This window comes from Sinorhizobium glycinis (assembly GCF_001651865.1).
Classification (GTDB): Bacteria; Pseudomonadota; Alphaproteobacteria; order Rhizobiales; family Rhizobiaceae; genus Sinorhizobium; species Sinorhizobium glycinis.
On sequence record NZ_LPUX01000060.1, the window covers coordinates 141,073 to 162,850 of the forward strand.

Genomic DNA, 21,778 nt, shown 5'->3' on the forward strand with positions numbered 1-21,778 from the left:
CATGTCATTCCTGCAAATCTCCAACTTGCGCAAATCCTACGGCTCGCTCGAGATCCTGAAGGACATCAATCTCGAGATCGAAAAGGGCGGCTTCCTCGTCCTCGTCGGCCCCTCCGGCTGCGGCAAGTCGACCCTTCTGAACACGATTGCCGGCCTGGAGCCGATCACCTCGGGCGACATCGCCATCAACGGCCGCTCGGTTTCGGGACTGCATCCGTCGAAGCGCGATATCGCCATGGTCTTCCAGTCCTATGCGCTCTATCCGAACATGACGGTCGCCGGAAACATCGCCTTCGGCATGGAAATCCGCGGCGTGCCGAAGGAGGAGCGCGACAAGGCGATCAAGCAGGTTGCCGACATGCTGCAGATCGGCCACCTGCTCGAGCGCAAGCCGAGCCAGCTTTCCGGCGGCCAGCGCCAGCGCGTCGCCATGGGCCGGGCGCTGGTGCGCAATCCCCAGGTCTTCCTCTTCGACGAGCCGCTGTCGAACCTCGACGCGAAGCTGCGGGTCGACATGCGGACGGAAATTAAACGCCTGCACCATCGCATGAAGACGACGATCGTCTATGTGACGCACGACCAGATCGAGGCGATGACGCTGGCGACCAAGATCGCCGTCCTCAAGGACGGCGTGCTGCAGCAGTTCGGCACGCCGGCCGAGATCTACAACAATCCCGCCAACATGTTCGTCGCCGACTTCATGGGATCGCCGGCGATGAACCTGTTGAAGGCGCGCATCGAAGCCTCCGGGTCGGAGGTCGCCGTGACGCTGGAGCGGCCGAACGCCGAGCCGCTGAGGCTTGCCGTGCCGCATAACGGCACGCTCTCTTCCTATGCCGGCAAAGACGTCGTCTTCGGCATTCGTCCGGAGGCGCTGACCGACCCGGACGGGGCCGACCGCAACGCCAGGTTCGTCGCCGAGGGCGACTGCCTGATCGAGGTGGTCGAGCCGGCCGGCTCCGATACCTTCGCGGTCACCCGGCTCGGCGGCAAGGAAATCGTAGCAAGGCTCAGGGCCGACGCCCGCATCGCCCCCGGCCAGACGTCGCGGCTCGCCTTCAATCTCGATAAGGCGGTGTTCTTCGATCCCGAGAGCCAGATGCGGATCGCGTGAGCATGCAGAACCAGCCGGAAATCGTCATCATCGGCTCGGGAGTGGGCGGCGCAACGATAGCGGCGGGGCTTGCCGCTTCGGGCGCCGAGATCCTCATCCTGGAAGCGGGCCACCACATCGAGGACCTGCCGGTCAATCGCGACCAGCGGGCGATCTTCCAGAACGGTCATTTCCGGCCGAAGGAGACTTGGTACGAGGCGGGCGGTGCCGGCTTCAACCCCGGCAACTATTACAATGTCGGCGGCAATTCGAAATTCTACGGCGCCGTGCTCACCCGCTATCGCCGCGAGGACTTTGAAGAGATGCGGCATCTCGACGGCGTCTCGCCCGCCTGGCCGTTTCCGTACGAGGAACTCGAGTCGTGGTACGGCAAGGCGGAAGAACTCTATCAGGTGCGTGGGCGCCTCGGCGAGGACCCGACGGAGCCCGCCCACTCGACCGACTATGCCCACGGCCCGGTCCCGGACGAGCCGGCAATTTCCAAGGTGCGCAAGCGCCTGCGCGGCCTCGGCCTCCATCCCTATTCGTTGCCGCTCGGCGTCGATATCGAGCGCTGGCTCGCCAAGGGGAAGACGCCCTGGGATGCGCATCCCAACAGCTTCGACGGCAAGATGGATGCGGAAACCGCGGCGCTGACGGCGGCACTCGAATATCCGAATGTGCGGCTGCAGATCGGCTCGCGCGTCACTCGGCTGACCACGGCGTCGGATGGCAAGGCGATCTCCTCCGTGCATTATGTCAAGGATGGTGTCGAGCACAGCGTCTCGCCGAAGCTCGTCATCCTCTCGGCCGGCGCCGTGCAATCGGCCGTGCTGCTGCTGCGCTCCGCCGATGAGCGCAACCCGGCCGGGCTCGCCAACCGCTCCGACCAGGTCGGCCGCAATTTCATGAATCACAATTCGAGCGCCGTGATTGCGCTCAGCCCCTGGTATCGCAACGATTCCGTCTATCAAAAGACCTTCGGGCTCAACGATTTCTATCTCTCCGACGGCGAGGGCGGACCGCCGCTCGGCAATATCCAGCTTCTCGGCCGCGTCTCCGGCGCGATCCTGAAGGCCAACATGAAGTCGATGCCGGAATGGCTGCTCAGCCAGGTTTCGTCGCGCGCCATCGACTTCTACGCCATGAGCGAGGACCTGCCGTCGCCGGAAAGCCGCGTGATGGTCGACGGCGATCGCATCCTGCTCAAATGGGTGCGCACCAACTGGCAGGCGCACCTGAAGCTCGTCGCCAAGCTGAAGGGGGTCCTCAAGCAGGCCGGCTTCCCGGTGGTGCTGGCGCGGGCCTTCGACAAGCGGACGCCGTCGCATCAATGTGGGACCGTTCGGATCGGCAGAGACCCGGCCCAGGCGCCGCTCGACGTCTATTGCCGCGCCTTCGACCATCCGAACCTCTTCGTCGTGGATGCCGGCTTCCTGCCGACCTCGGCCGCGGTCAACCCGGCTCTGACGGTCGCAGCCCAGGCGTTGCGCGTCGCCGATTACATCATCAAAGAGGACCTTCGGTCATGACGGACAAGACACGCCCCGTCGCGATCGTCACCGGCGGCCGTCGCGGCATCGGTCTCGGCATCGCCCGTGCCCTGGCAGCCGGCGGTTTCGATATCGCCATCACCGGCATCGGCGATGCGGAAGGCGTGGCGCCGGTCGTTGCGGAGCTCGGCGGCCTCGGGGCGCGCGCCATCTTCCTTCGGGCCGATGTCGCCGACCTTTCCGGCCATCAGGCGACCGTCGATGCGGTGATCGGAGCCTTCGGCCGGATCGACTGCCTCGTCAACAATGCCGGCATCGCCTCCGTGGTGCGCGGCGATTTTCTCGATCTCACGCCGGAGAATTTCGACACGATCGTCGGCATCAACCTGCGCGGAACAGTCTTCTTCACGCAAGCCGTCCTCAGGGCGATGCTTGCCGCGGGGACGAGCGTGCCGCGCTCGATCATCAACATCACCTCGGTTTCCGCGGCGATGACCTCGCCGGAACGGCTCGACTACTGCATGAGCAAGGCCGGGCTTGCCGCCTTCAGCCAGGGCCTGGCGCTGAGACTCGCCGAAACCGGCATCTCGGTCTTCGAGGTCCGCCCCGGGATCATCCGCTCCGACATGACAGCCGCGGTCTCCGGCAAATACGATGCGCTGATTGCGGGGGGTCTGGTGCCGGTCAGGCGCTGGGGTGAGCCCGAGGACATCGGCAATATCGTCGCCGGGCTTGCCAGCGGCCAGTTCGCCTTCGCCACGGGTTCGGTCATCCAGGCCGATGGGGGGCTGTCGATCAGCCGGCTGTGAGTTTGGCCCTCGTCCCGGGATTTGCCCCTCACCCTAACCCTCTCCCCGCGAGCGGGGAGAGGGGACGTGCCTGGCGACACGTCTGTGGAGATGGGGAAGGCGGTGCCGCGAGCCCTTCTCCCCGCCTGCGGGGAGAAGGTGGCGGCAGCCGGATGAGGGGCAGCCAAGCGGCGAAGAGGCAATGAACCAAATGATCGCGCCCAAAGCGCGGACCTTGAGGACGATATGAATGACCTATGACTACATCATCACCGGCGCCGGTCCGGCCGGCTGCGTGCTTGCCAACCGGCTCACCGAGGATCCGGCCGTCAAGGTGCTGCTCCTCGAGGCGGGCGGCGGCGACTGGAACCCGCTGTTCCACATGCCGGCCGGCTTCGCGAGGATGACCAAGGGTGTGGCGAGCTGGGGCTGGCACACGGTGCCGCAGAAGCACATGAAGGGGAGGGTGCTGCGCTATACCCAGGCGAAGGTGATCGGCGGCGGCTCCTCGATCAATGCGCAGCTCTACACCCGCGGCAACGCCGTCGACTACGATCTCTGGGCGAGCGAGGATGGCTGCGCCGGCTGGGACTATCGCAGCGTGCTTCCCTATTTCAAGCGCGCCGAGGACAACCAGCGTTTCGCCGACGACTATCATTCCTATGGCGGGCCGCTCGGCGTCTCGATGCCTGTCTCGACACTGCCGATCTGCGATGCCTATATCCGCGCCGGCCAGGAGCTCGGCATTCCCTATAATCACGACTTCAACGGCAAGCAGCAGGCAGGCGTCGGCTTCTATCAGCTGACCCAGCGCAACCGTCGGCGCTCGTCCGCCTCGCTTGCCTATCTCTCGCCGATCAAGGATCGCAAGAATTTGACGGTACGCACCGGCGCCCGCGTCGCCCGCATCCTGCTCGAAGGCAGGCGCGCCGTCGGCGTGGAAGTGGTGACCGCCAAGGGCAGCGAGACGATCCGCGCCGAACGCGAGGTGCTGGTTTCTTCCGGCGCCATCGGCTCGCCGAAGCTGCTCTTGCAGTCCGGCATCGGCCCGGCCGACCATTTGCGCTCGGTCGGCGTCGAGGTGCGCCACGATCTCCCGGGCGTCGGCGGCAACCTCCAGGACCATCTCGATCTCTTCGTCATTTCCGAATGCACCGGCGACCACACCTACGACAATGTCGCCAAGCTGCACCGCACCCTCTGGGCGGGCTTGCAATATGTGCTTTTCCGCAGCGGCCCGGTCGCCTCGTCGCTCTTCGAGACGGGCGGCTTCTGGTATGCCGATCCGAATGCCCGCTCGCCGGACATCCAGTTCCATCTCGGCCTCGGCTCGGGCATCGAGGCAGGCGTCGCGCGGCTCAAGAATGCCGGCGTCACCCTCAACTCCGCCTATCTGCATCCGCGCTCGCGCGGCACGGTCCGGCTTTCCTCTGCCGATCCGGCGGCCGCACCGCTGATCGACCCGAACTATTGGGACGATCCGCACGACCGCAGGATGTCGCTGGAGGGGCTGCAGATCGCCCGCGAGATCATGCAGCAGCCGGCGCTCGAGCCCTATGTGATGGCCGAACGTTTGCCGGGCAAGGACATCAAGACCGAGGAGCAGCTTTTCGATTATGGTTGTGCCAATGCGAAGACGGACCATCATCCGGTCGGCACCTGCAAGATGGGCACGGATCGGATGGCGGTCGTCGATCTCGAACTGAGGGTCCACGGGCTCGAGGGCTTGCGCGTCTCCGACAGCTCGGTGATGCCGCGGGTGCCGTCCTGCAATACCAACGGGCCGACGATCATGATGGGCGAGAAGGGGGCCGACATCATCCGCGGTCTGCCGCCGCTGCCGCCCGCGGTATTCCAGCACGAGCGCAACGACACGCGGCCGCGGGCCCGCGCCGATATTCGCTGAACCGGAGGAAATATGATTCGTCCGCACCCCCGAAGGCACCGGTTTTGCCCCTCATCCCGCTGCCGCGACCTTCTCCCCGCGCGCGGGGAGAAGGGGTATGCCGCGCCGTCTCAGTCCCCTCGGGTAAACCCTGGGTTAAACCCGAGGAGAGGGGCAATCCCTGCCGTCGCAGCGCCGTCGCGCCCGTCGCCACCTCATGGATGGCGCGCGACTCCTATCTCGATGACGCAGACCATCGCCGGACCGGCGCAAAAATTGTTGCGGCGTCCGAAGGCGGCGTCCAAGGTGTGCTCGTCTACGACCTACAGCTCCGCGCATCTTATTAGACGCGCAAAGGTCGCTGTAGCACTTCAACTTGCTGCATAATTTTTCCTTAGATCGAATTCGATCTAAGGAATTATGCAGGAAAAATCCCGGACGGATTCCATGGCAACGATCGAGCCGCGCCCTTTCCTCACCTCCCTCTTCGAAGCGGCCGTCGTTGCGGCCGATCCTGAAGCCGCCATTCGCGCCCATCTGCCGGTGCGGCCGAAGGGGCGGACGATCGTCGTCGGCGCCGGCAAGGCAGCAAGCCAGATGGCGGCCGCCTTCGAGCGGATTTGGGAGGGGCCGATCGAAGGGGTTGTCGTCGCCCGACACGGACCAATTGAGAAATGCGAACGCATCAAGGTGCTGCAATCGGCCCATCCGGTGCCGGACGAGGCGGGGCTTGTCGCCTCCTCGGCACTACTCGAACTGGTGGAAGGGCTGACGGCGGACGACCTCGTGGTGGCGCTGATTTCCGGCGGCGGCTCGGCGCTGCTGCCGGCGCCGCCGGAGGGCCTGGCGCTCGAGGACGAGATCGCCGTCAACAAGGCCTTGCTTGCCTCCGGCGCGCCGATCTCGGCGATGAACGTGGTGCGCAAGCATGTCTCGCGCATCAAGGGCGGGCGACTCGCCTTCGCGGCGTCGCCGGCGCGCGTCGTCAGCCTGGTGGTCTCGGATGTCCCGGGCGACAATCCAGCCTTCGTCGCCTCCGGCCCGACCGTGCCGGACGTGTCGAGCCTCGAGGAGGCGCGCGAGATCGTCGCGCGCTATGCGATCGCCTTGCCGGAGCGGGTGATGATGCATCTTTCCTCCGATGCCGCGCGCGCACCCGACCCCGACGATCCCGCCTTTGCCGGCAACGAAGTTCAGGTGATCGCCTCGGCGAGCGTGTCGCTCGAGGCGGCAGCCGCCCGTGCCAGGGAGGCGGGCATCGAAGCGATGATTCTCTCGGATGCGATCGAGGGCGAGGCGCGCGACATCGGCCGCATGCATGCGGCACTCGCCCGCGAAGTCCGCTTACGCGGCCGGCCCTTCGGCAAGCCTGTGGTGCTGCTTTCCGGCGGCGAGACGACGGTGACGATTTCCGGCAACAATTACGGCAAGGGCGGCCGGAACAGCGAGTTCCTGCTTTCGCTGGCGCTCGACATCGACGGAGTCGCCGGCATCGATGCGCTCGCTGCCGATACGGACGGCATCGACGGCTCGGAGGACAATGCCGGCGCCTTTGCCGATGGGGCAAGCGTTGGCCGAATGCGGGCGGCAGGCGTCGACCCGCGCGCCCAGCTCGCCCGCCACGATGCCTGGTCGGCCTTTTCGGCCAGCGGCGATCTTTTCGTCCCCGGCCCGACCGGCACGAATGTCAATGATTTCCGGGCGGTCTTGATTCGCTGAAGCGCCAACCCCTCCCCATTTTGACCCTTGTGGGGAGGCCGGGGAGGGGCAGCTGACGGCTGAACCCTCAGGATCAGGAAAGCCGCGCGCAGGCGGCGGCAATCCGGGTGAGCGCTTCCTTCAACTCCGCCTCCGACGTCGCATAGGAGATGCGGAAGTAGGGCGAAAGGCCGAAGGCCGAGCCCGGGACGACGGCTACATGGGCGTCTTCGAGCAGATAGGCGCAGAAGCCGGTATCGGTGTCGATCTTTCTTCCGGCCGGCGTCACTTTGCCGAGCATGCCGGCGCAGCCCGAGAAGGTATAGAAGGCACCTTCCGGAACGCGGCAATCGAGCCCGTCGATGGCGTTCAGGCCGCTGACGACGAGGTCGCGGCGGCGCTGGAAGCTTGCTGTGCGCTCCTTCAGGAACTCCTGCGGGCCGTTGAGGGCCGCGACCGAGGCCGCCTGGCTCACGGATGACGGGCAAGAGGTTGCCTGGCTCTGGACCACGGCCATCGCCTTGATCAGCGCGCGCGGGCCGCCGGCATAGCCGATGCGCCAACCGGTCATCGCGTAGGCCTTCGAGACGCCATTGACGGTCAGCGTGCGTTCCTTGAGCCGAGGTTCGAGCTCAGCCGGCGTGACGAAGCGGAAACCGTCATAGACGATGTGCTCATACATGTCGTCGACGAGCAGCCAGACCTGCGGGTGCTTGAGCAAAACGTCGAGCAGCGGCCGGTAGTCGCTAGCGCTGTAGGCGGCGCCCGACGGGTTCGAGGGCGAGTTGAGGAGCACCCAGCGCGTCTTCGGGGTGATCGCCGCTTCGAGTTTTTCGGCAGTCAGGCGGAAGCCGGACGAGGCATCGCATGCGATCAGGACCGGCTTGCCTTCGCAGATCTGGACGATATCCGAATAGGAGGTCCAGTAGGGCGTCGGGATAATCACCTCGTCGCCGGGGTTGATCGTCGCCATCATGGCGTTGAAGAGGATCTGCTTGGCGCCGGTGCCAACCGTGATCTCGTCCAGCTCATAGGCGAGGCCGTTCTCGCGCTGGAATTTCTCGCGGATGGCCTTTTTCAGTTCCGGAGAGCCGTCGAGAGCGGTGTATTTCGTCTCGCCGCGCTGGATCGCCTCTGAGGCCGCCTGCTTGACGTGGTCCGGCGTGTCGAAGTCCGGCTCGCCGGCGCCGAGGATGATCACCGGCTTGCCTTCGCGCTTCATGGCGCTGGCGCGCGCGCCGATCTTCAGGATTTCCGAAACGCCGATCGAGGAAATCCGCGAGGCGGGCAGAAAGCCCGCCTCCTTCACCGTTGCATTGATGGTCATGGTCGATCCTATTCGATATCGCCAATCATTCGATGTCGCCAATTATTCGATGTCGAACGAGACGCCCTGCGCAAGCGGCAGAGCCTTCGAATAGTTGATCGTGTTGGTGGCGCGGCGCATATAGGCCTTCCAGGCGTCGGAGCCCGATTCGCGGCCGCCGCCGGTTTCCTTCTCGCCGCCGAAGGCGCCGCCGATTTCCGCGCCGGACGTGCCGATATTGACATTGGCGATGCCGCAGTCCGAGCCGTCGGCCGCGAGGAAGCGTTCGGATTCCTGCATGTCGCGGGTGAAGATCGACGACGAAAGCCCGGCTGCCACGGCATTGTGTTCGGCGAGAACAGCGTCGAAGTCGCTATATTTGATGACGTAGAGGATCGGCGCGAAGGTCTCTTCGAGAACCGGGCCCTCCTGCTTCGGCATTTCGACGAGCGCCGGCTTGACGTAATAGCCGTTCTCGTAGCCGAGCTCGACACGCTCGCCACCGGTGACCGAGCCGCCATGCGTCTTGGCCTCGGCGATCGCCTTCTGCATGTTGTCGAAAGCGGCCTTGTCGACGAGCGGGCCGACGAGCGCGGCCGATTCCAGCGGATTGCCGACGGAAACCGACGCGTAGGCCTTCTTCAGACGCGGCACGAGCTGGTCGTAGACGCTCTCGTGCACGAAGAGCCGGCGCAGCGTCGTGCAGCGCTGGCCGGCCGTGCCCATGGCGCCGAAGGCGATGGCGCGAAGCGCCATGTCGAGATCCGCCGAGGGGCAGACGATGCCGGCATTGTTGCCGCCGAGTTCGAGGATCGAACGGGCGAAGCGCTTGGCGAGCCGCGGCCCGACCTCGCGGCCCATGCGGGTCGAGCCGGTCGCGGAGACGAGCGGCACCTTCGGATGGTCGACGAGCACCTCGCCGATCGAGCGGTCGCCGATCAGCACCTCGGACAGGCCCTCCGGCGCATCGCCGAAGCGGGCGAGGGCGCGTTCGAGGATAGCCTGCGATGCAAGGGCGGTGAGCGGCGTCTTTTCCGACGGCTTCCAGACGACGGCGTTGCCGCAGACGAGCGCCAGTGCGGCGTTCCACGACCAGACGGCGACCGGGAAGTTGAAGGCCGAGATGATGCCGACGACGCCGAGCGGATGCCAGGTTTCCATCATGCGGTGGCCGGGGCGCTCGGTGGCGATCGTCAGGCCGTAGAGCTGGCGGGAGAGGCCGACGGCGAAATCGCAGATGTCGATCATCTCCTGCACTTCGCCGAGGCCTTCCGACGGGATCTTGCCGGCTTCGAGCGAGACGAGGCGGCCGAGATCGGCCTTGAAGGCGCGCAGTTCCTCGCCGAGCAAGCGGACGAGCTCGCCGCGCTTCGGCGCCGGTATGAGCCGCCAGGCGCGGAAGGCCTCGTCGGCCTTCTCGATCTTCCTGGCCGCCTCGGCCGCCGACACGGTCTTGAGGCTGGCGATCTGCTCGCCGGTGACCGGGCTGTAGGACGGCATGTCGCCGCCCGTATAGAGCTCCTTGGCGACGCCCATCTTGTCGAGGAGCGCGGCTGCCTCCTTGGCGACGTCGATGTTCTTCGTTGCAATGTTCATATGTCTGACTCCCGTGTTGTCTTCGTCGGCGTGGGATCGGGCGGAAAACCGCTTCACACTTTTCCTCATGCCACCCTCGCCTACCCGAAACGCACGCTGCCGAGCTTGCCCGGCGAGGTGAACGTCTTCAGGCCGGCGGCCATCTCTTTCAGTTTTTCCGGCGTGTAGAAATCGTAATAGGCCTGGTTGCGGCGGCCGATCGCATGTTCCGCGCTGAAGCTGCCGTGATACTGCTCGACCGTCACGCCGAAGACCCATTCGCGCAGGCGCTGCTCGAAGCTCGGGTCGCTCAATAGCGGACTATCCTTCGCCACGACGAGGTTGGAGTGGACGCCGCCGTCGCCGATATGGCCGAAACCGCAAACCGTGACGACGGGAAATTTCTCCGGCATTTCCGCCGGGCGCAACACGGCAGCGGCGCGACCGCGGTCGTAGCAGGCCCCCGTCTCATAGGCTTCCATGTCCTCGGGACGCGTGACGATGCCCTTGTCTCCAAGTTGCCTCGCCAGGGCGTCGATATGGTCCTTTTCCATCATCCTCGGCGTATCATTCCGCTGCCACGGCTGCGGTCAAGGCCTTCAGGCAGTTCTCGATCGATGCCTGCTCGATGCCGGCATAGTGCGCGAATTCATCGAGGACGGCGGCGCCGAGATCGGCCTCGAAGCGCTTCTGGTTCGGGCTCGCGACGAATTCCTGCTGTGCGCCGTCGCCGAGGTTCGACTGGAAGATACCGGCGGCGCTGACCGGAAGGAAGTCCTCGTAGACGATCGGATCGAACTGAACCAGGCCGTCGGCGATCAGCGTTTCGAGATCGCGGCGACCGGGGAGCTTCGTCTGCCGGCCCTTTTCCGTCAGAGAATAGCTGAAATAGCCGAGCCCTGCCTCGCGAATTTCCGCCCAGCTGTCCGGGAAGCTCTTGAAGGCTTCGGTGAGGGCCGTTTCATAATCCCGGGCATTGGAGCCGTCGGCGGCGGGGCGGACGATCTTGCGCGAGTCGCCGAGCAGCCGGTCATAGAGGCCGCGGCCCTTCGGCGTCAGGGCGATGCCACGCTGCTCGATCTCGCCGAAGCGGGCCGTATGCGAGCCGGCCTTCCAGCCGTCCTCGGCGTCGCGGAAAGAAACCGCTTCCTCGAGCGCCTTGAAGGAAGTCTGGCGAAGCAGGATCGGGCAGTTGCGGGTCGGCGGCCCTTCGACGACGGCCTTCGGGGCGATGCCGTATTCCGGCATCAGCGCTTGCACGTGGTCGATGTCGAGGGTGCGCGGCGTCAGATGGTTGATATGCGGTCCCTTGAAGGAGACGACGTCGGCGATCAGCCGGTGGGCGTCGTGCAGGCGCTTGTACATGTCGGCGCTCACATTGGCCGTGTCGTGCCAGCGGAAGGTTTCCAGCACCTGCGCCACGAAGCGCTCGGCATCGGCCTTGTCGAGGCCGCCGTCGCGCTCGGCTTTCTCGGTCAGCTCGATCGCCTCCGGAGTGAATATCCTGCGCTCTTTCAGGATCGCGTCGGCCTCCGCGCGGAGCGTCTCGTCGGCGATCAGATCCAGCCTCAGGAGCGAGGTGAAGACGCGGAAGGGATTGCGCTTCAGCGACGCCTCGCCGACCGGCCGGAAGGCGGTCGAATGCACCGGCACGCCGGCGGTCGAAAGATCGTAGTAACCGACTGGATACATGCCCATGACCGCAAAGACCCGGCGCATCATCGACAGCTCTGCCGGGGTGCCGAGACGGATCGCGCCGTGCCGCTCCTCGGAGATGCGGTCGAGTGTGTCGGTCGCCTCCAGGCGCCCCCTGAGGGCCGCATCCGCCGCCAGCGTGTCGCCGTTCACCTTCGCCACCAGCTCCATCAGCGTGCCATAGGCCGGTACCTCCTCGCGGTACATGACCGACATCGCGGCGGAAAAGGCCGAGCGAATATCGTCGGCCGATACGAAACTATTCTCTTTCACCGGGGCTCGCCTCGCGCTATGGGTGACGGACAAGATCATTCTTAATTCTGATCATATCGGAAGGTGGCGGGCTTGGATCGCGTTGCTTCTGACTATGTTGATGCGAGGCCGGAATGAAGTTAAGCCGCCGACTGGTTCCCGACGTGACGACGCTGCAGGCTTTCGAATGCGCGGCGCGCCACGGCAGCTTCACTCAAGCCGCGGCCGAGCTCAATCTCACCCAAAGTGCGGTCAGCCGGCAGATCAAGGATCTCGAAACGCAGCTGGGCGTGCTGCTCTTCGAGCGGGTCCGCCAGCGGGTCATCCTTTCCGATGCGGGGCAGAAATTCCTTCCGGAGGTCCGCCGCCTTTTGCATCAGACCGAGGAGCTGATGGTGCGCGCCATGGCCTCGGCACGGGCCGATTCGAGCCTTTCCGTCGCCTCGCTGCCGACCTTCGGCAGCCGCTGGCTGGTGCCGCGCCTGCCCGATTTCCTGAGGCGCTATCCCGGCACGGTCCTGAACATCGCCTCGCGTTCGGCGCCGTTCGATTTCGACGAGCAGAATTTCGACCTCGCGATCCACTACGGCCAGCCGGTCTGGGCGCGCGCCGCCTGCAGCTATCTCTGCAGCGAGGTCATCGTGCCGGCCGCAAGCCCGGCGCTTCTTGCCGCAAATCCGGTCGGGATGCCCGAAGACATCGCCGGCGGACCGCTGCTTCATCTTGCGACGCGGCCGAAGCTCTGGGCGCAATGGTTCGATGCGAACGGTATCGACAGCCACGGCGCCTATCGGGGCAACCGGTTCGATCAATTCTCGATGGTGATCGAAGCGGCGACCGCAGGTCTCGGTTTTGCCCTTTTGCCCCGCTATCTGATCGAACAGGAACTCGCCGCAGGTACGCTGCGGATTGTGCTCGACCGACCGATGCAGACGGAAAACAGCTACTATCTCGTCGTACCGGAAGGCAAACTGGAAAACCCGATCAGCCGCGCCTTCCGGGAATGGATCAGCGAGCAGGTCGGCTGAAGCCGGGGAGGGTGGAAGGCAGCTTTCCGAGCGGTCCTCTTCGAATCGCCGCGCTGCCACGTACCAGGAAGGGACCGGATTTGACGCAAGCATCCATCGAGCCGGCGGGAAGGCGCGGCCGTGCCGCATTGCTGCGGCGGCAGTCCCCCCCAAATCGTCCAAAGCGGGGCTCGCAATCCTTGCAAGCCGCTGACACTGCGGCTAAAAAATGCCACTTTCATGCATCACGCGGCCGTGACACCCAACGCGCCGCCGGCTTTGCGCTCTCTAAGCCCCAGGTCGCGTTCGGCGCCTGCTTCCGCGGGTTTCCGGCTCCGGGATGACGGCGGCGGATGGGGGGACACATGACCGTGTCTAGAAACGCGCCGGCGCCGCCTGGATATTCAGGGCCGCAGCCACTTCGGCAGATCAACGAGAACCGGGCCGATCAACCCCGGTTGGAACCAGAATCCATACCCATGCTCCAACAAACGACGTCGTCCAATACACCGCGCGAACCGGAAGCGAAGCAGATCGACTACAACGATTCGATCCGCTCGACCTATTTCTCGATCGACGACCTCAGGGCATGCGGGGCCGAGCTTGCGCAAAGCGGCGTTTCCTCGCTTCCGGGGTTCTTTCCCTTCGAGTTCCGCACCAGGCACCGGGAAAACGAGAAGGAAATCTTCCGCGTCTATCGGGCTACCGCGGCCGATGTCGAGGCCGGCGCCTCGATCACCCCGGCCGCCGAGTGGCTGATCGACAATCACCACGTCGTCGAGGAAGCGATCCAGGAGGTCCGGCGTGACTTTCCGCGCCGGTTCTATCGCCAATTGCCGACGCTGTCGGTTTCCGGCACGACCATTCCGCGCACGATGGCGCTTGCCTGGCTCTACGTCGCCCATACCCACAGCACGGTATCGCGGGAAAGCATCACCGCGATGGTGGAAGGTTTCCAGGAGCATGAAACCTTCAAGATCGGCGAGTTGTGGGCACTGCCGTCGATCCTGCGCTTCGTGCTCATCGAAAACCTCAGACGCATCGCCATCCGCGTCGAGCGCTCGCGCGGCATGCGGCGGAAGGCGAACGAGGTCGCCGATGAGATCATCCGCCTGGGCGACCCGGAACGATGCCGGGCGCTGCTGGCGGAGTCGGAGGCGCTGGCCGCCGACAATACCTTCATAGCCCAGCTTCTCTACCGCATGCGCGACGGGTCGCAGACCTCGGGCGCGGTCATCGCCTGGATCGAGGAAAGGCTGGAACGGCGCGGCACCGACGTCGAGGAGGCGCTGGTCGCCGAGCAGAACCGCCTGTCGTCGGGCAACGCGACGATGAGCAACATCATTCGCGGCCTGCGCGAGATCGACGACACGGACTGGGCCGTCTGGTTCGAGAGCGTCAGCAAGATCGACGCGACGCTGCGCGAAGGCTCCGATTATCAGGCGCTCGATTTCGGCTCGCGCAACAAGTACCGCGACACGATCGAAAAGCTGGCCCGCCGTTCCGGCTACAGCGAGCACGAGGTCACCGAGACCGCGATCGAGATGGTCGAGGAGGCGAGGGCCGCCGCCGCGGTGGAGGCGCCGCTGCAGGAGCCGAATGTCGGCACCTTCCTCGTCGGCAAACAGCGCAAGGACCTCGAGAGGCGGATCGGATATTCGCCGTCGGTCCTGCAGCGCCTGATCCGCATGGTGCGCAAGCTGGACTGGTTTGCGATCGCCGGGCCGAACATTCTCCTGACCATACTGGCGATGATCGCCGTCTACGTTTTCGTCAGCCCGATGGACATTCCGAGCGGCGCCAAGCTGATCATGCTGCTGCTTTTCGCCCTGCCGGCTTCCGAGGGCGCGATGGGCCTGTTCAACACGCTGGTCACGCTGTTCGTCAGACCGTCGCGGCTCGTCGGCTACGAATTCCTCGACGGCATCCCCGAGGACGCCCGCACGCTCGTCGTGGTGCCCTGCCTGATCGCCAAGCGCGACCATGTCGACGAACTGGTGCGCAATCTCGAGGTCCACTATCTCGCCAATCCGCGCGGCGAGATCTATTTCGCGCTGCTGAGCGACTGGGCCGACAGCAAGTTCGAGGAAACGCCGGCGGATTCGGACGTGCTCGAATATGCCAAGCGGGAGATAGCATCGCTCACGGCCCGCTATGCCTATGACGGCAGGACCCGCTTCTTCCTGCTGCACCGCCGGCGGCTGTTCAACGAGGCCGAAGGCGTCTGGATGGGCTGGGAACGCAAGCGCGGCAAGCTGCACGAGTTGAACCTCCTGCTGCGCGGCGATCGCGACACCTCGTTCCTGCAGGGCGCCAATCTGGTGCCGGAGGGCGTGCAATATGTCATGACGCTCGATTCCGACACGCGGCTGATGCGCGACGCGGTGACGAAGCTGGTCGGCAAGCTCTACCACCCGATCAACCGGCCGGTCGTCAATCCGAGGACGCAGGACGTCGTCGCCGGCTACAGCCTCCTGCAGCCGCGCGTGACGCCGTCGCTGACGACGGGCAACGAGGCCTCCGCCTTCCAGCGCATCTTCTCGATCAACCGCGGCATCGATCCTTATATCTTCACGGTCTCCGACGTCTATCAGGACATCACCGACGAAGGCAGCTTCACCGGCAAGGGCCTCTATCACGTCGACGCCTTCGAGGCCGCGCTCAAGGGCCGGATCGAAGAGAACGCCGTGCTCAGCCACGACCTGCTCGAGGGCTCCTATGCGCGCTGCGCACTGGTGACCGATGTCGAGCTCGTCGAGGATTTTCCGACCCGCTATGAGGTCGAGATGTCGCGCCAGCATCGCTGGGCGCGCGGCGACTGGCAGCTCCTGCCTTACATCTTCAGCCTCAAGAACGGGCTTTCGATGCTCGGCCGCTGGAAGATGTACGACAACCTGCGCCGCTCGCTGATCCCCGTCGCCTGGCTCGCGGCCTCCGTCATGGGCTGGTACTACATGCAGCCGGCGGATGCGCTGATCTGGCAGATCGTGCTGATCTTCAGCCTTTTCGTCGCGCCGACCCTGTCGCTCATCAACGGCATCATGCCGCGCCGTAACGATATCGTCGCGAGAGCCCATATCCACACGGTGCTTTCCGACATCCGCGCCGCCAATGCCCAGGTTGCCTTGCGCATCGTCTTCATCGCCCACAATGCGGCGATGATGGCGGACGCGATCGTCCGGTCGCTCTACCGCACCTTCGTCAGCCGCAAGCTGATGCTCGAATGGCGCACGGCCGCGCAGGTGCAGAGCGCCGGCCACGGCTCGATCGGCGACTATTTCCGCGCCATGTGGACAGCGCCGGCTCTCTCCCTCGTCTCGCTGGCGCTCGCGGCGATCTCCGATACCGGGCTGCCCTTCATCGGCATACCCTTCGCCCTCCTCTGGGCGGCGTCACCGGCGGTTGCCTGGTTCGTCAGCCAGTCGGCGGAAACGGAAGACCAGCTCGTCGTCTCCGACGAGGCGATCGACGAGATGCGCAGGATCGCCCGGCGGACATGGCGCTATTTCGAGACCTTCGTCACCGCCGAGCAGAATTTCCTGCCGCCGGACAATTTCCAGGAAACCCCTCAGCCGGTTCTGGCGGAACGCACCTCGCCCACGAACATCGGCGTCTATCTCCTGTCGGCGATGTCGGCGCGCTCCTTCGGCTGGATCGGCTTCGAGGAGACGATCACCCGGCTCGAGCAGACGATCGCGACGATCGATCGCATGCCCAAGTACCGCGGCCATCTCTTCAACTGGTACCGTACGCGAGGGCTCGAAACGATGGAGCCGCGCTATATCTCGTCCGTCGATAGCGGCAATCTCGCCGGGCACCTGATCGCGGTCTCGTCCATGTGCCGGGAATGGGCCGAGGCGCCCTCCGCCCATGTCCAGGGCAATCTCGACGGCATCGGCGACGTCGCCGCCATCCTCGCCGAGGTGCTGAACGAACTGCCGGACGACCGCAAGACCGTCCGTCCGCTGCGCCGCCTGATCGAAGAGCGTATCGCCGGCTTCCAGAACGCGCTCGCCGCGGTCAAGCGGGAGCATGAGTTCGCCTCGATCCGGGTCATCAACCTGGCTGTGCTTGCCCGCGACATGCACAAGCTTACCCTCAATCTCGACCACGAGGTCCGCACCGCCCAGAGCGGCGAAGTGGCGAAATGGGCGGGTTCCTTGGTGGCGACCTGCGAGGCGCACATTGCCGACGGCGTCTTCGATCTCGGTGCGATCGACTCGCTGCGCCAGCGCCTGCTGGTTCTCAAGGACCGGGCCCGCGACATCGCCTTCTCGATGGATTTCAGCTTCCTGTTCCGGCCGGAGCGGCGGCTGCTGTCGATCGGTTACCGGGTGAATGCCAACGAGCTCGACGAGGCCTGCTACGACCTCCTGGCTTCGGAAGCGCGGCTGACGAGCCTCTTTGCGATCGCCAAGGGGGATCTCCCGACCGAGCATTGGTACAAGCTGGGGCGCCCGATCGTGCCGATCGGCGCGCGCGGCGCGCTCGTCTCCTGGTCCGGCTCGATGTTCGAATATCTGATGCCGCCGCTCGTCATGCAGGAGCGGCAAGGCGGCATCCTGAACCAGACGAACAATCTGGTCGTGCAGGAGCAGGTCAACCACGGCCGTCGCCTCGGGACCCCGTGGGGTATCTCGGAAGCCGCATTCAACGCGCGCGACCACGAACTCACCTATCAGTACACGAATTTCGGCGTGCCGACGCTGGGTCTCAAGCGCGGCCTCGGCCAGAATGCGGTGATCGCCCCCTATGCGTCGATCCTTGCCTGCATGTACGACCCGAAATCCGCGCTCGCCAATCTGGAGCGGCTCAGGGAAGTCGGCGCGCTCGGCGCCTATGGCTACCACGATGCGGTGGATTTCACGCCGACGCGTGTGCCCGAAGGGCAGAAATGCGCCGTGGTGCGCAACTACTATGCCCACCATCACGGCATGTCGATCGCAGCCGTCGCAAACGTCGTCTTCAATGGGCAATTGCGCGAATGGTTCCATGCCGATCCGGTGATCGAGGCGGCGGAGCTCCTGTTGCAGGAGAAGGCGCCGCGCGACATTCCGGTGATGGCGGCGAAGCGCGAACCGGAATCGCTCGGCAAGGGCCAGGCCGACCTGCTGCGACCGGAAGTGCGGATCATCGAGGACCCGCTGTCGCAGGACCGCGAGACAGTCTTCCTGTCGAACGGCCATTACTCGATCATGCTGACGGCGAACGGCGCCGGCTATGCACGCTGGAACGGCCAGGCCGTCACCCGCTGGAAGCCGGATCCGGTCGAAGACAGGACGGGAACATTCATCTTCCTGCGCGACACGGTGACCGACGAATGGTGGTCGGCGACCGCCGAGCCGCGGCGCGCCGAGGGTGAGAAGACGCTCACCCGCTTCGGCGACGACAAGGCCGAGTTCGTCAAGACCGTCGGCGACCTGACCAGCGAGGTCGAATGCATCGTCGCGACCGAACACGATGCGGAAGGCCGCCGGGTCATCCTGCTCAATACGGGCACGGAAGACCGGTTCATCGAAGTCACCTCCTATGCCGAGCCGGTGCTGGCGTTCGACGACGCCGACAGTTCGCATCCGGCCTTCTCGAAGATGTTCATCCGCACCGAGATCAGCCGGCAGGGCGACGTCATCCGTGTATCGCGCAACAAGCGCGGCCCCGGCGATCCCGATATCGAAGTCGCGCATCTCATCACCGACAATGCCGGCAGCGACCGCCACACCCAGGCGGAAACCGACCGCCGCCGCTTCCTCGGCCAGGGCCGCACGCTGTCGGAGGCCGCGGCCTTCGACCCGGGCGTCAGCCTCTCGGGCACGGACGGCTATACGCTCGATCCGATCATGGCGCTCCGGCGCGTCGTCCGGGTTCCGGCCGGCAAGAAGGTGAGCGTCATCTTCTGGACGATCGCCGCCCCGGACCGTGAAGCGGTCGACCGGGCGATCGATCGCTACCGCCACCCGGAGACCTTCAATCACGAGCTCATCCATGCCTGGACCCGCAGCCAGGTGCAGATGCGCCATGTCGGGATCAGTTCGAAGGAGGCGGCGAGCTTCCAGATGCTCGGCCGTTACCTGGTCTATCCGGACATGCACCTGCGCGCCGATACGGCGACCGTCAAGGCCGGTCTCGCCTCCCAGGCGGCGCTCTGGCCGCTGGCGATCTCCGGCGACTTCCCGATCTTCTGCCTGAGGATCAATGACGACGGCGACCTCGGCATCGCCCGCGAGGCGCTGCGTGCCCAGGAGTATCTCAGGGCCCGCGGCATCACAGCCGATCTGGTGGTCATCAACGAGCGCGCCTCGTCCTATGCGCAGGACCTGCAGCACACGCTCGATTCCATGTGCGAGAACCTGAGGCTGCGCGGCCTCTCGGACGGCCCGCGCCAGCACATCTTTGCGGTGCGGCGCGACCTGATGGAGCCTGAAACCTGGTCGACGCTGATCTCGGCCTCGCGCGCCGTCTTCCATGCCCGCAACGGCACGATCACCGACCAGATCGCCCGTGCCGCGGCGCTCTACGCAAAGCCTCGCGAAGAGGCGGAAGCGGGCACACGGATGCTGCTGCCGGTGAGCCAGGACAGGGCGGGCGGAGCGGCGGCGGCCGTCGACGGCGGCGATCTCGAGTTCTGGAACGGCTTTGGCGGCTTTGCCGACGAGGGGCGCGAATATGTGGTGCGGCTGCGCGGCGGCGAGGCGACCCCTCACCCGTGGATCAACGTCATTTCCAATGAGGGCTTCGGGTCTCATGTGTCGGCCGAAGGGGCGAGCTTCTCCTGGAGCCGCAACTCGCGCGACTACCAGCTGACGCCATGGACCAATGACACGGTGGTCAACCGGCCGGGCGAGGCGATCTTCATCCGCGACATGTCCAGCGGCTCTGTTTCGACGCCCTACGCGGCCCTTTCGCGGCGCAAGTCGGCGCTTTTCGAAGCTCGTCATGGCCTCGGCTATTCACTCTTCCGAAGCAAGCAGGACGAGCTCGAGATCGAAGCGACCCACACCGTACACAGGTCGCTGCCGGCCAAACTCGTCCGCCTGTCGGTCCGCAACCGCGGTGCGGCCACCCGCAAGCTGCGCGTCTACGGCTATGCCGAGTGGGTTCTCGGCAACAACCGCAGCCGCACGGCGCCTTTCGTGCTGGCTGAATGGCGGGAGGCTGCGAGCGCGCTGCTCGCGACCAATCCCTACAGTGTCGATTATGCCGGCCGAACGGCATTCTTCGCCATCGATGGCGACACGGCGAGCTATACGGCGAGCCGCCGCGAATTCCTCGGCCGGGTCGGCGGGATCCTCGCACCTGAGGCAGTCCTCGCGGGCGCCGAGCTTTCCGGGTTGACCGAAGTGGACGGCGATGTCTGCGCGGCGCTGGCGACGGATCTCACCGTCGAACCGGGGGCCGAGCGGCAGATTACCTTCTTCCTCGGCGATGCGGACAGCAGCGACCAGGTCGAGGCGGTTCTCGGGGAGTTGCGTGCTGGCGCCTTCGACAAGACGCTGCAGGCGTCAAAGGCCTTCTGGAGCGAATTCACCGGCGTCGTAAAGGTCGAGACACCCGACCGGGCCTTCGACCACATGGTCAACAATTGGCTCCCATACCAGAGTTTCGGGTGCCGGATCATGGCACGCTCGGCCTTCTATCAGGCGAGCGGCGCCTTTGGCTTCCGCGATCAATTGCAGGATACGCTGGCCTTCCTCACCCACCGGCCGGAACTGGCGCGGGCGCAAATTCTGAACGCCGCTTCCCGACAGTTCGTCGAAGGTGACGTGCAGCATTGGTGGCTGCCCGGCACCGGCGCCGGCGTCCGCACGATGATTTCCGATGACGTCGTCTGGCTTGCCTATGCGGTCGCGCATTATTGCACCGTCACCGGTACGAAGGACATTCTCGACGAGAAACTGCCCTTCATCGTCGGGCCGGCGCTCGAGGAGGGGCAGCACGACAGCTTCTACACGCCGGAAATCGCGGACGAGCTTGCCGATGTCTACGAGCATTGCGCCCGGGCGCTGGATCTCGCCATCAAGCGCACTGGTGCCAACGGCCTGCCGCTGATCCTCGGCGGCGACTGGAACGACGGCATGAACCGCGTCGGCGAGGCGGGCGAGGGCACCAGCGTCTGGCTCGGCTGGTTCCTGGCAGGCGCCCTGCGCGCCTTCCTGTCCCATGCGCGCGAGCGCAAGGATCAGACGCGCGTCGCGCTATGGGAATCGCATCTCGATATCGTCAAGCGGGCGCTCGATGAGGCCGGCTGGGACGGCGACTACTACCGCCGCGGCTACTATGACGACGGGACGCCGCTCGGCTCGGCGGAAAGCGGCGAGTGCCGGATCGATTCGATCGCGCAGTCGTGGAGCACGCTGTCGGGCGAGGGCGACGCGGAGCGCTCCAGGCGCGCCATGGATGCGGTGATGGCGGAACTGGTCGATCCGGACAAGCGCATCGTCCGGCTGTTCACGCCGCCGCTCGAAAAGACCGAGCAGGATCCCGGCTATATCAAGTCCTACCCGCCGGGCGTGCGTGAGAATGGGGGTCAGTATACCCATGCGGCCACCTGGGTCGTGATGGCCTTCGCCGCGCAGGGACGGGCGGAGGAAGCCTGGCGCGCATTCCAGATGCTGAACCCGATATCGCATTCGCGCAATCGCGACGATGCGGAGCATTACCGCGTCGAGCCCTACGTCGTGGCGGCCGATGTCTATGGCGAAGGCGCGCTCGCCGGCCGCGGCGGCTGGACCTGGTACACCGGCTCGGCAGGCTGGCTCTACCGCGCCGGCGTCGAGGGCATCCTCGGCATTCGCCAGCGAGGCGAGAGGCTGGCGATCCAGCCGGTCCTGCCGGAACACTGGGACGGCTATTCCGCCGAGGTCCGGCTGAACGGTGCCACGCACCGGATTTCCGTCAGCCGCGACAAAAAAACCGGTGAGTTGATCGTCAGCGTCAATAATAGTGTCACAAAAAACGCGCATGAAGGCATTTTGCTGTAACTGCCGGA

Annotated in this window: 10 protein-coding genes and 1 pseudogene; 7 read left to right on the top strand and 4 right to left on the bottom strand. The window is 65.4% G+C overall.

Features of this window, described 5'->3' with window-relative positions; genetic code table 11:
• Nucleotide 1: 1 nt before the first annotated feature.
• The 5 genes from AU381_RS14185 (at nt 2) to AU381_RS14205 (ending at nt 6,978) form a co-directional block, all read left to right on the top strand.
• Nucleotides 2–1,114: an ABC transporter ATP-binding protein gene (locus tag AU381_RS14185; protein WP_064242400.1), complete on the top strand. Its 1,113-nt coding sequence runs from the start codon at nt 2–4 to the stop codon at nt 1,112–1,114.
• A gap of 2 nt (nt 1,115–1,116) precedes the next feature.
• The gene (locus AU381_RS14190; protein ID WP_064242401.1) at nt 1,117–2,625 is read left to right on the top strand and encodes a GMC oxidoreductase; all 1,509 of its coding nucleotides are present in this window, start codon (nt 1,117–1,119) and stop codon (nt 2,623–2,625) included.
• Nucleotides 2,622–3,395 carry a 3-ketoacyl-ACP reductase gene (locus AU381_RS14195; protein WP_064242402.1) on the top strand — a complete coding sequence of 258 codons (774 nt, stop codon included), beginning with the start codon at nt 2,622–2,624 and terminating at the stop codon, nt 3,393–3,395. Before AU381_RS14190 ends, AU381_RS14195 begins: the two co-directional genes overlap by 4 nt.
• Nucleotides 3,396–3,624: 229 nt before the next feature.
• Complete coding sequence (locus AU381_RS14200) at nt 3,625–5,280, top strand: GMC family oxidoreductase (RefSeq protein ID WP_064242403.1); 1,656 nt, start codon at nt 3,625–3,627, stop codon at nt 5,278–5,280.
• Between the two features lie 426 nt (nt 5,281–5,706).
• The gene (locus tag AU381_RS14205; RefSeq protein ID WP_064242404.1) at nt 5,707–6,978 is read left to right on the top strand and encodes a glycerate kinase type-2 family protein; all 1,272 of its coding nucleotides are present in this window, start codon (nt 5,707–5,709) and stop codon (nt 6,976–6,978) included.
• 73 nt (nt 6,979–7,051) lie between these two features.
• Here the strand turns inward: AU381_RS14205 and AU381_RS14210 are convergent, their stop codons facing one another.
• From AU381_RS14210 to hglS, 4 genes and pseudogenes are all read right to left on the bottom strand, one after another.
• Nucleotides 7,052–8,284 carry a pyridoxal phosphate-dependent aminotransferase gene (locus tag AU381_RS14210; RefSeq protein ID WP_064242405.1) on the bottom strand — a complete coding sequence of 411 codons (1,233 nt, stop codon included), beginning with the start codon at nt 8,282–8,284 and terminating at the stop codon, nt 7,052–7,054.
• Between the two features lie 42 nt (nt 8,285–8,326).
• Complete coding sequence (gene amaB / locus AU381_RS14215) at nt 8,327–9,859, bottom strand: L-piperidine-6-carboxylate dehydrogenase (RefSeq protein ID WP_064242406.1); 1,533 nt, start codon at nt 9,857–9,859, stop codon at nt 8,327–8,329.
• Between the two features lie 80 nt (nt 9,860–9,939).
• Nucleotides 9,940–10,254, bottom strand: a pseudogene (locus AU381_RS14220) (FAD-linked oxidase C-terminal domain-containing protein); the annotation flags it as partial.
• A 151-nt stretch (nt 10,255–10,405) separates the two neighbouring features.
• Nucleotides 10,406–11,806 carry a 2-oxoadipate dioxygenase/decarboxylase HglS gene (gene hglS / locus AU381_RS14225; protein ID WP_064242408.1) on the bottom strand — a complete coding sequence of 467 codons (1,401 nt, stop codon included), beginning with the start codon at nt 11,804–11,806 and terminating at the stop codon, nt 10,406–10,408.
• A gap of 113 nt (nt 11,807–11,919) precedes the next feature.
• Between hglS and AU381_RS14230 the strand changes: the two genes are divergently transcribed.
• Together AU381_RS14230 and ndvB are read left to right on the top strand one after the other, a co-directional pair.
• Complete coding sequence (locus tag AU381_RS14230) at nt 11,920–12,813, top strand: LysR family transcriptional regulator (protein ID WP_064242409.1); 894 nt, start codon at nt 11,920–11,922, stop codon at nt 12,811–12,813.
• A 344-nt stretch (nt 12,814–13,157) separates the two neighbouring features.
• On the top strand, nt 13,158–21,770 hold the full coding sequence (gene ndvB / locus AU381_RS14235) for a cyclic beta-(1,2)-glucan synthase (RefSeq protein WP_064242410.1): 8,613 nt from the start codon (nt 13,158–13,160) through the stop codon (nt 21,768–21,770).
• The last annotated feature ends 8 nt before the right edge of the window (nt 21,771–21,778 follow it).

What these genes read in the sequence shown, in the direction of transcription:
- AU381_RS14185 (WP_064242400.1), top strand. Translation starts at nt 2, where the DNA reads ATGTCATTCCTGCAAATCTCCAACTTGCGCAAATCCTACGGCTCGCTC.
- AU381_RS14190 (WP_064242401.1), top strand. Translation starts at nt 1,117, where the DNA reads ATGCAGAACCAGCCGGAAATCGTCATCATCGGCTCGGGAGTGGGCGGC.
- AU381_RS14195 (WP_064242402.1), top strand. Translation starts at nt 2,622, where the DNA reads ATGACGGACAAGACACGCCCCGTCGCGATCGTCACCGGCGGCCGTCGC.
- AU381_RS14200 (WP_064242403.1), top strand. Translation starts at nt 3,625, where the DNA reads ATGACCTATGACTACATCATCACCGGCGCCGGTCCGGCCGGCTGCGTG.
- AU381_RS14205 (WP_064242404.1), top strand. Translation starts at nt 5,707, where the DNA reads ATGGCAACGATCGAGCCGCGCCCTTTCCTCACCTCCCTCTTCGAAGCG.
- AU381_RS14210 (WP_064242405.1), bottom strand. Translation starts at nt 8,284, where the DNA reads ATGACCATCAATGCAACGGTGAAGGAGGCGGGCTTTCTGCCCGCCTCG.
- amaB (WP_064242406.1), bottom strand. Translation starts at nt 9,859, where the DNA reads ATGAACATTGCAACGAAGAACATCGACGTCGCCAAGGAGGCAGCCGCG.
- AU381_RS14230 (WP_064242409.1), top strand. Translation starts at nt 11,920, where the DNA reads ATGAAGTTAAGCCGCCGACTGGTTCCCGACGTGACGACGCTGCAGGCT.
- ndvB (WP_064242410.1), top strand. Translation starts at nt 13,158, where the DNA reads ATGACCGTGTCTAGAAACGCGCCGGCGCCGCCTGGATATTCAGGGCCG.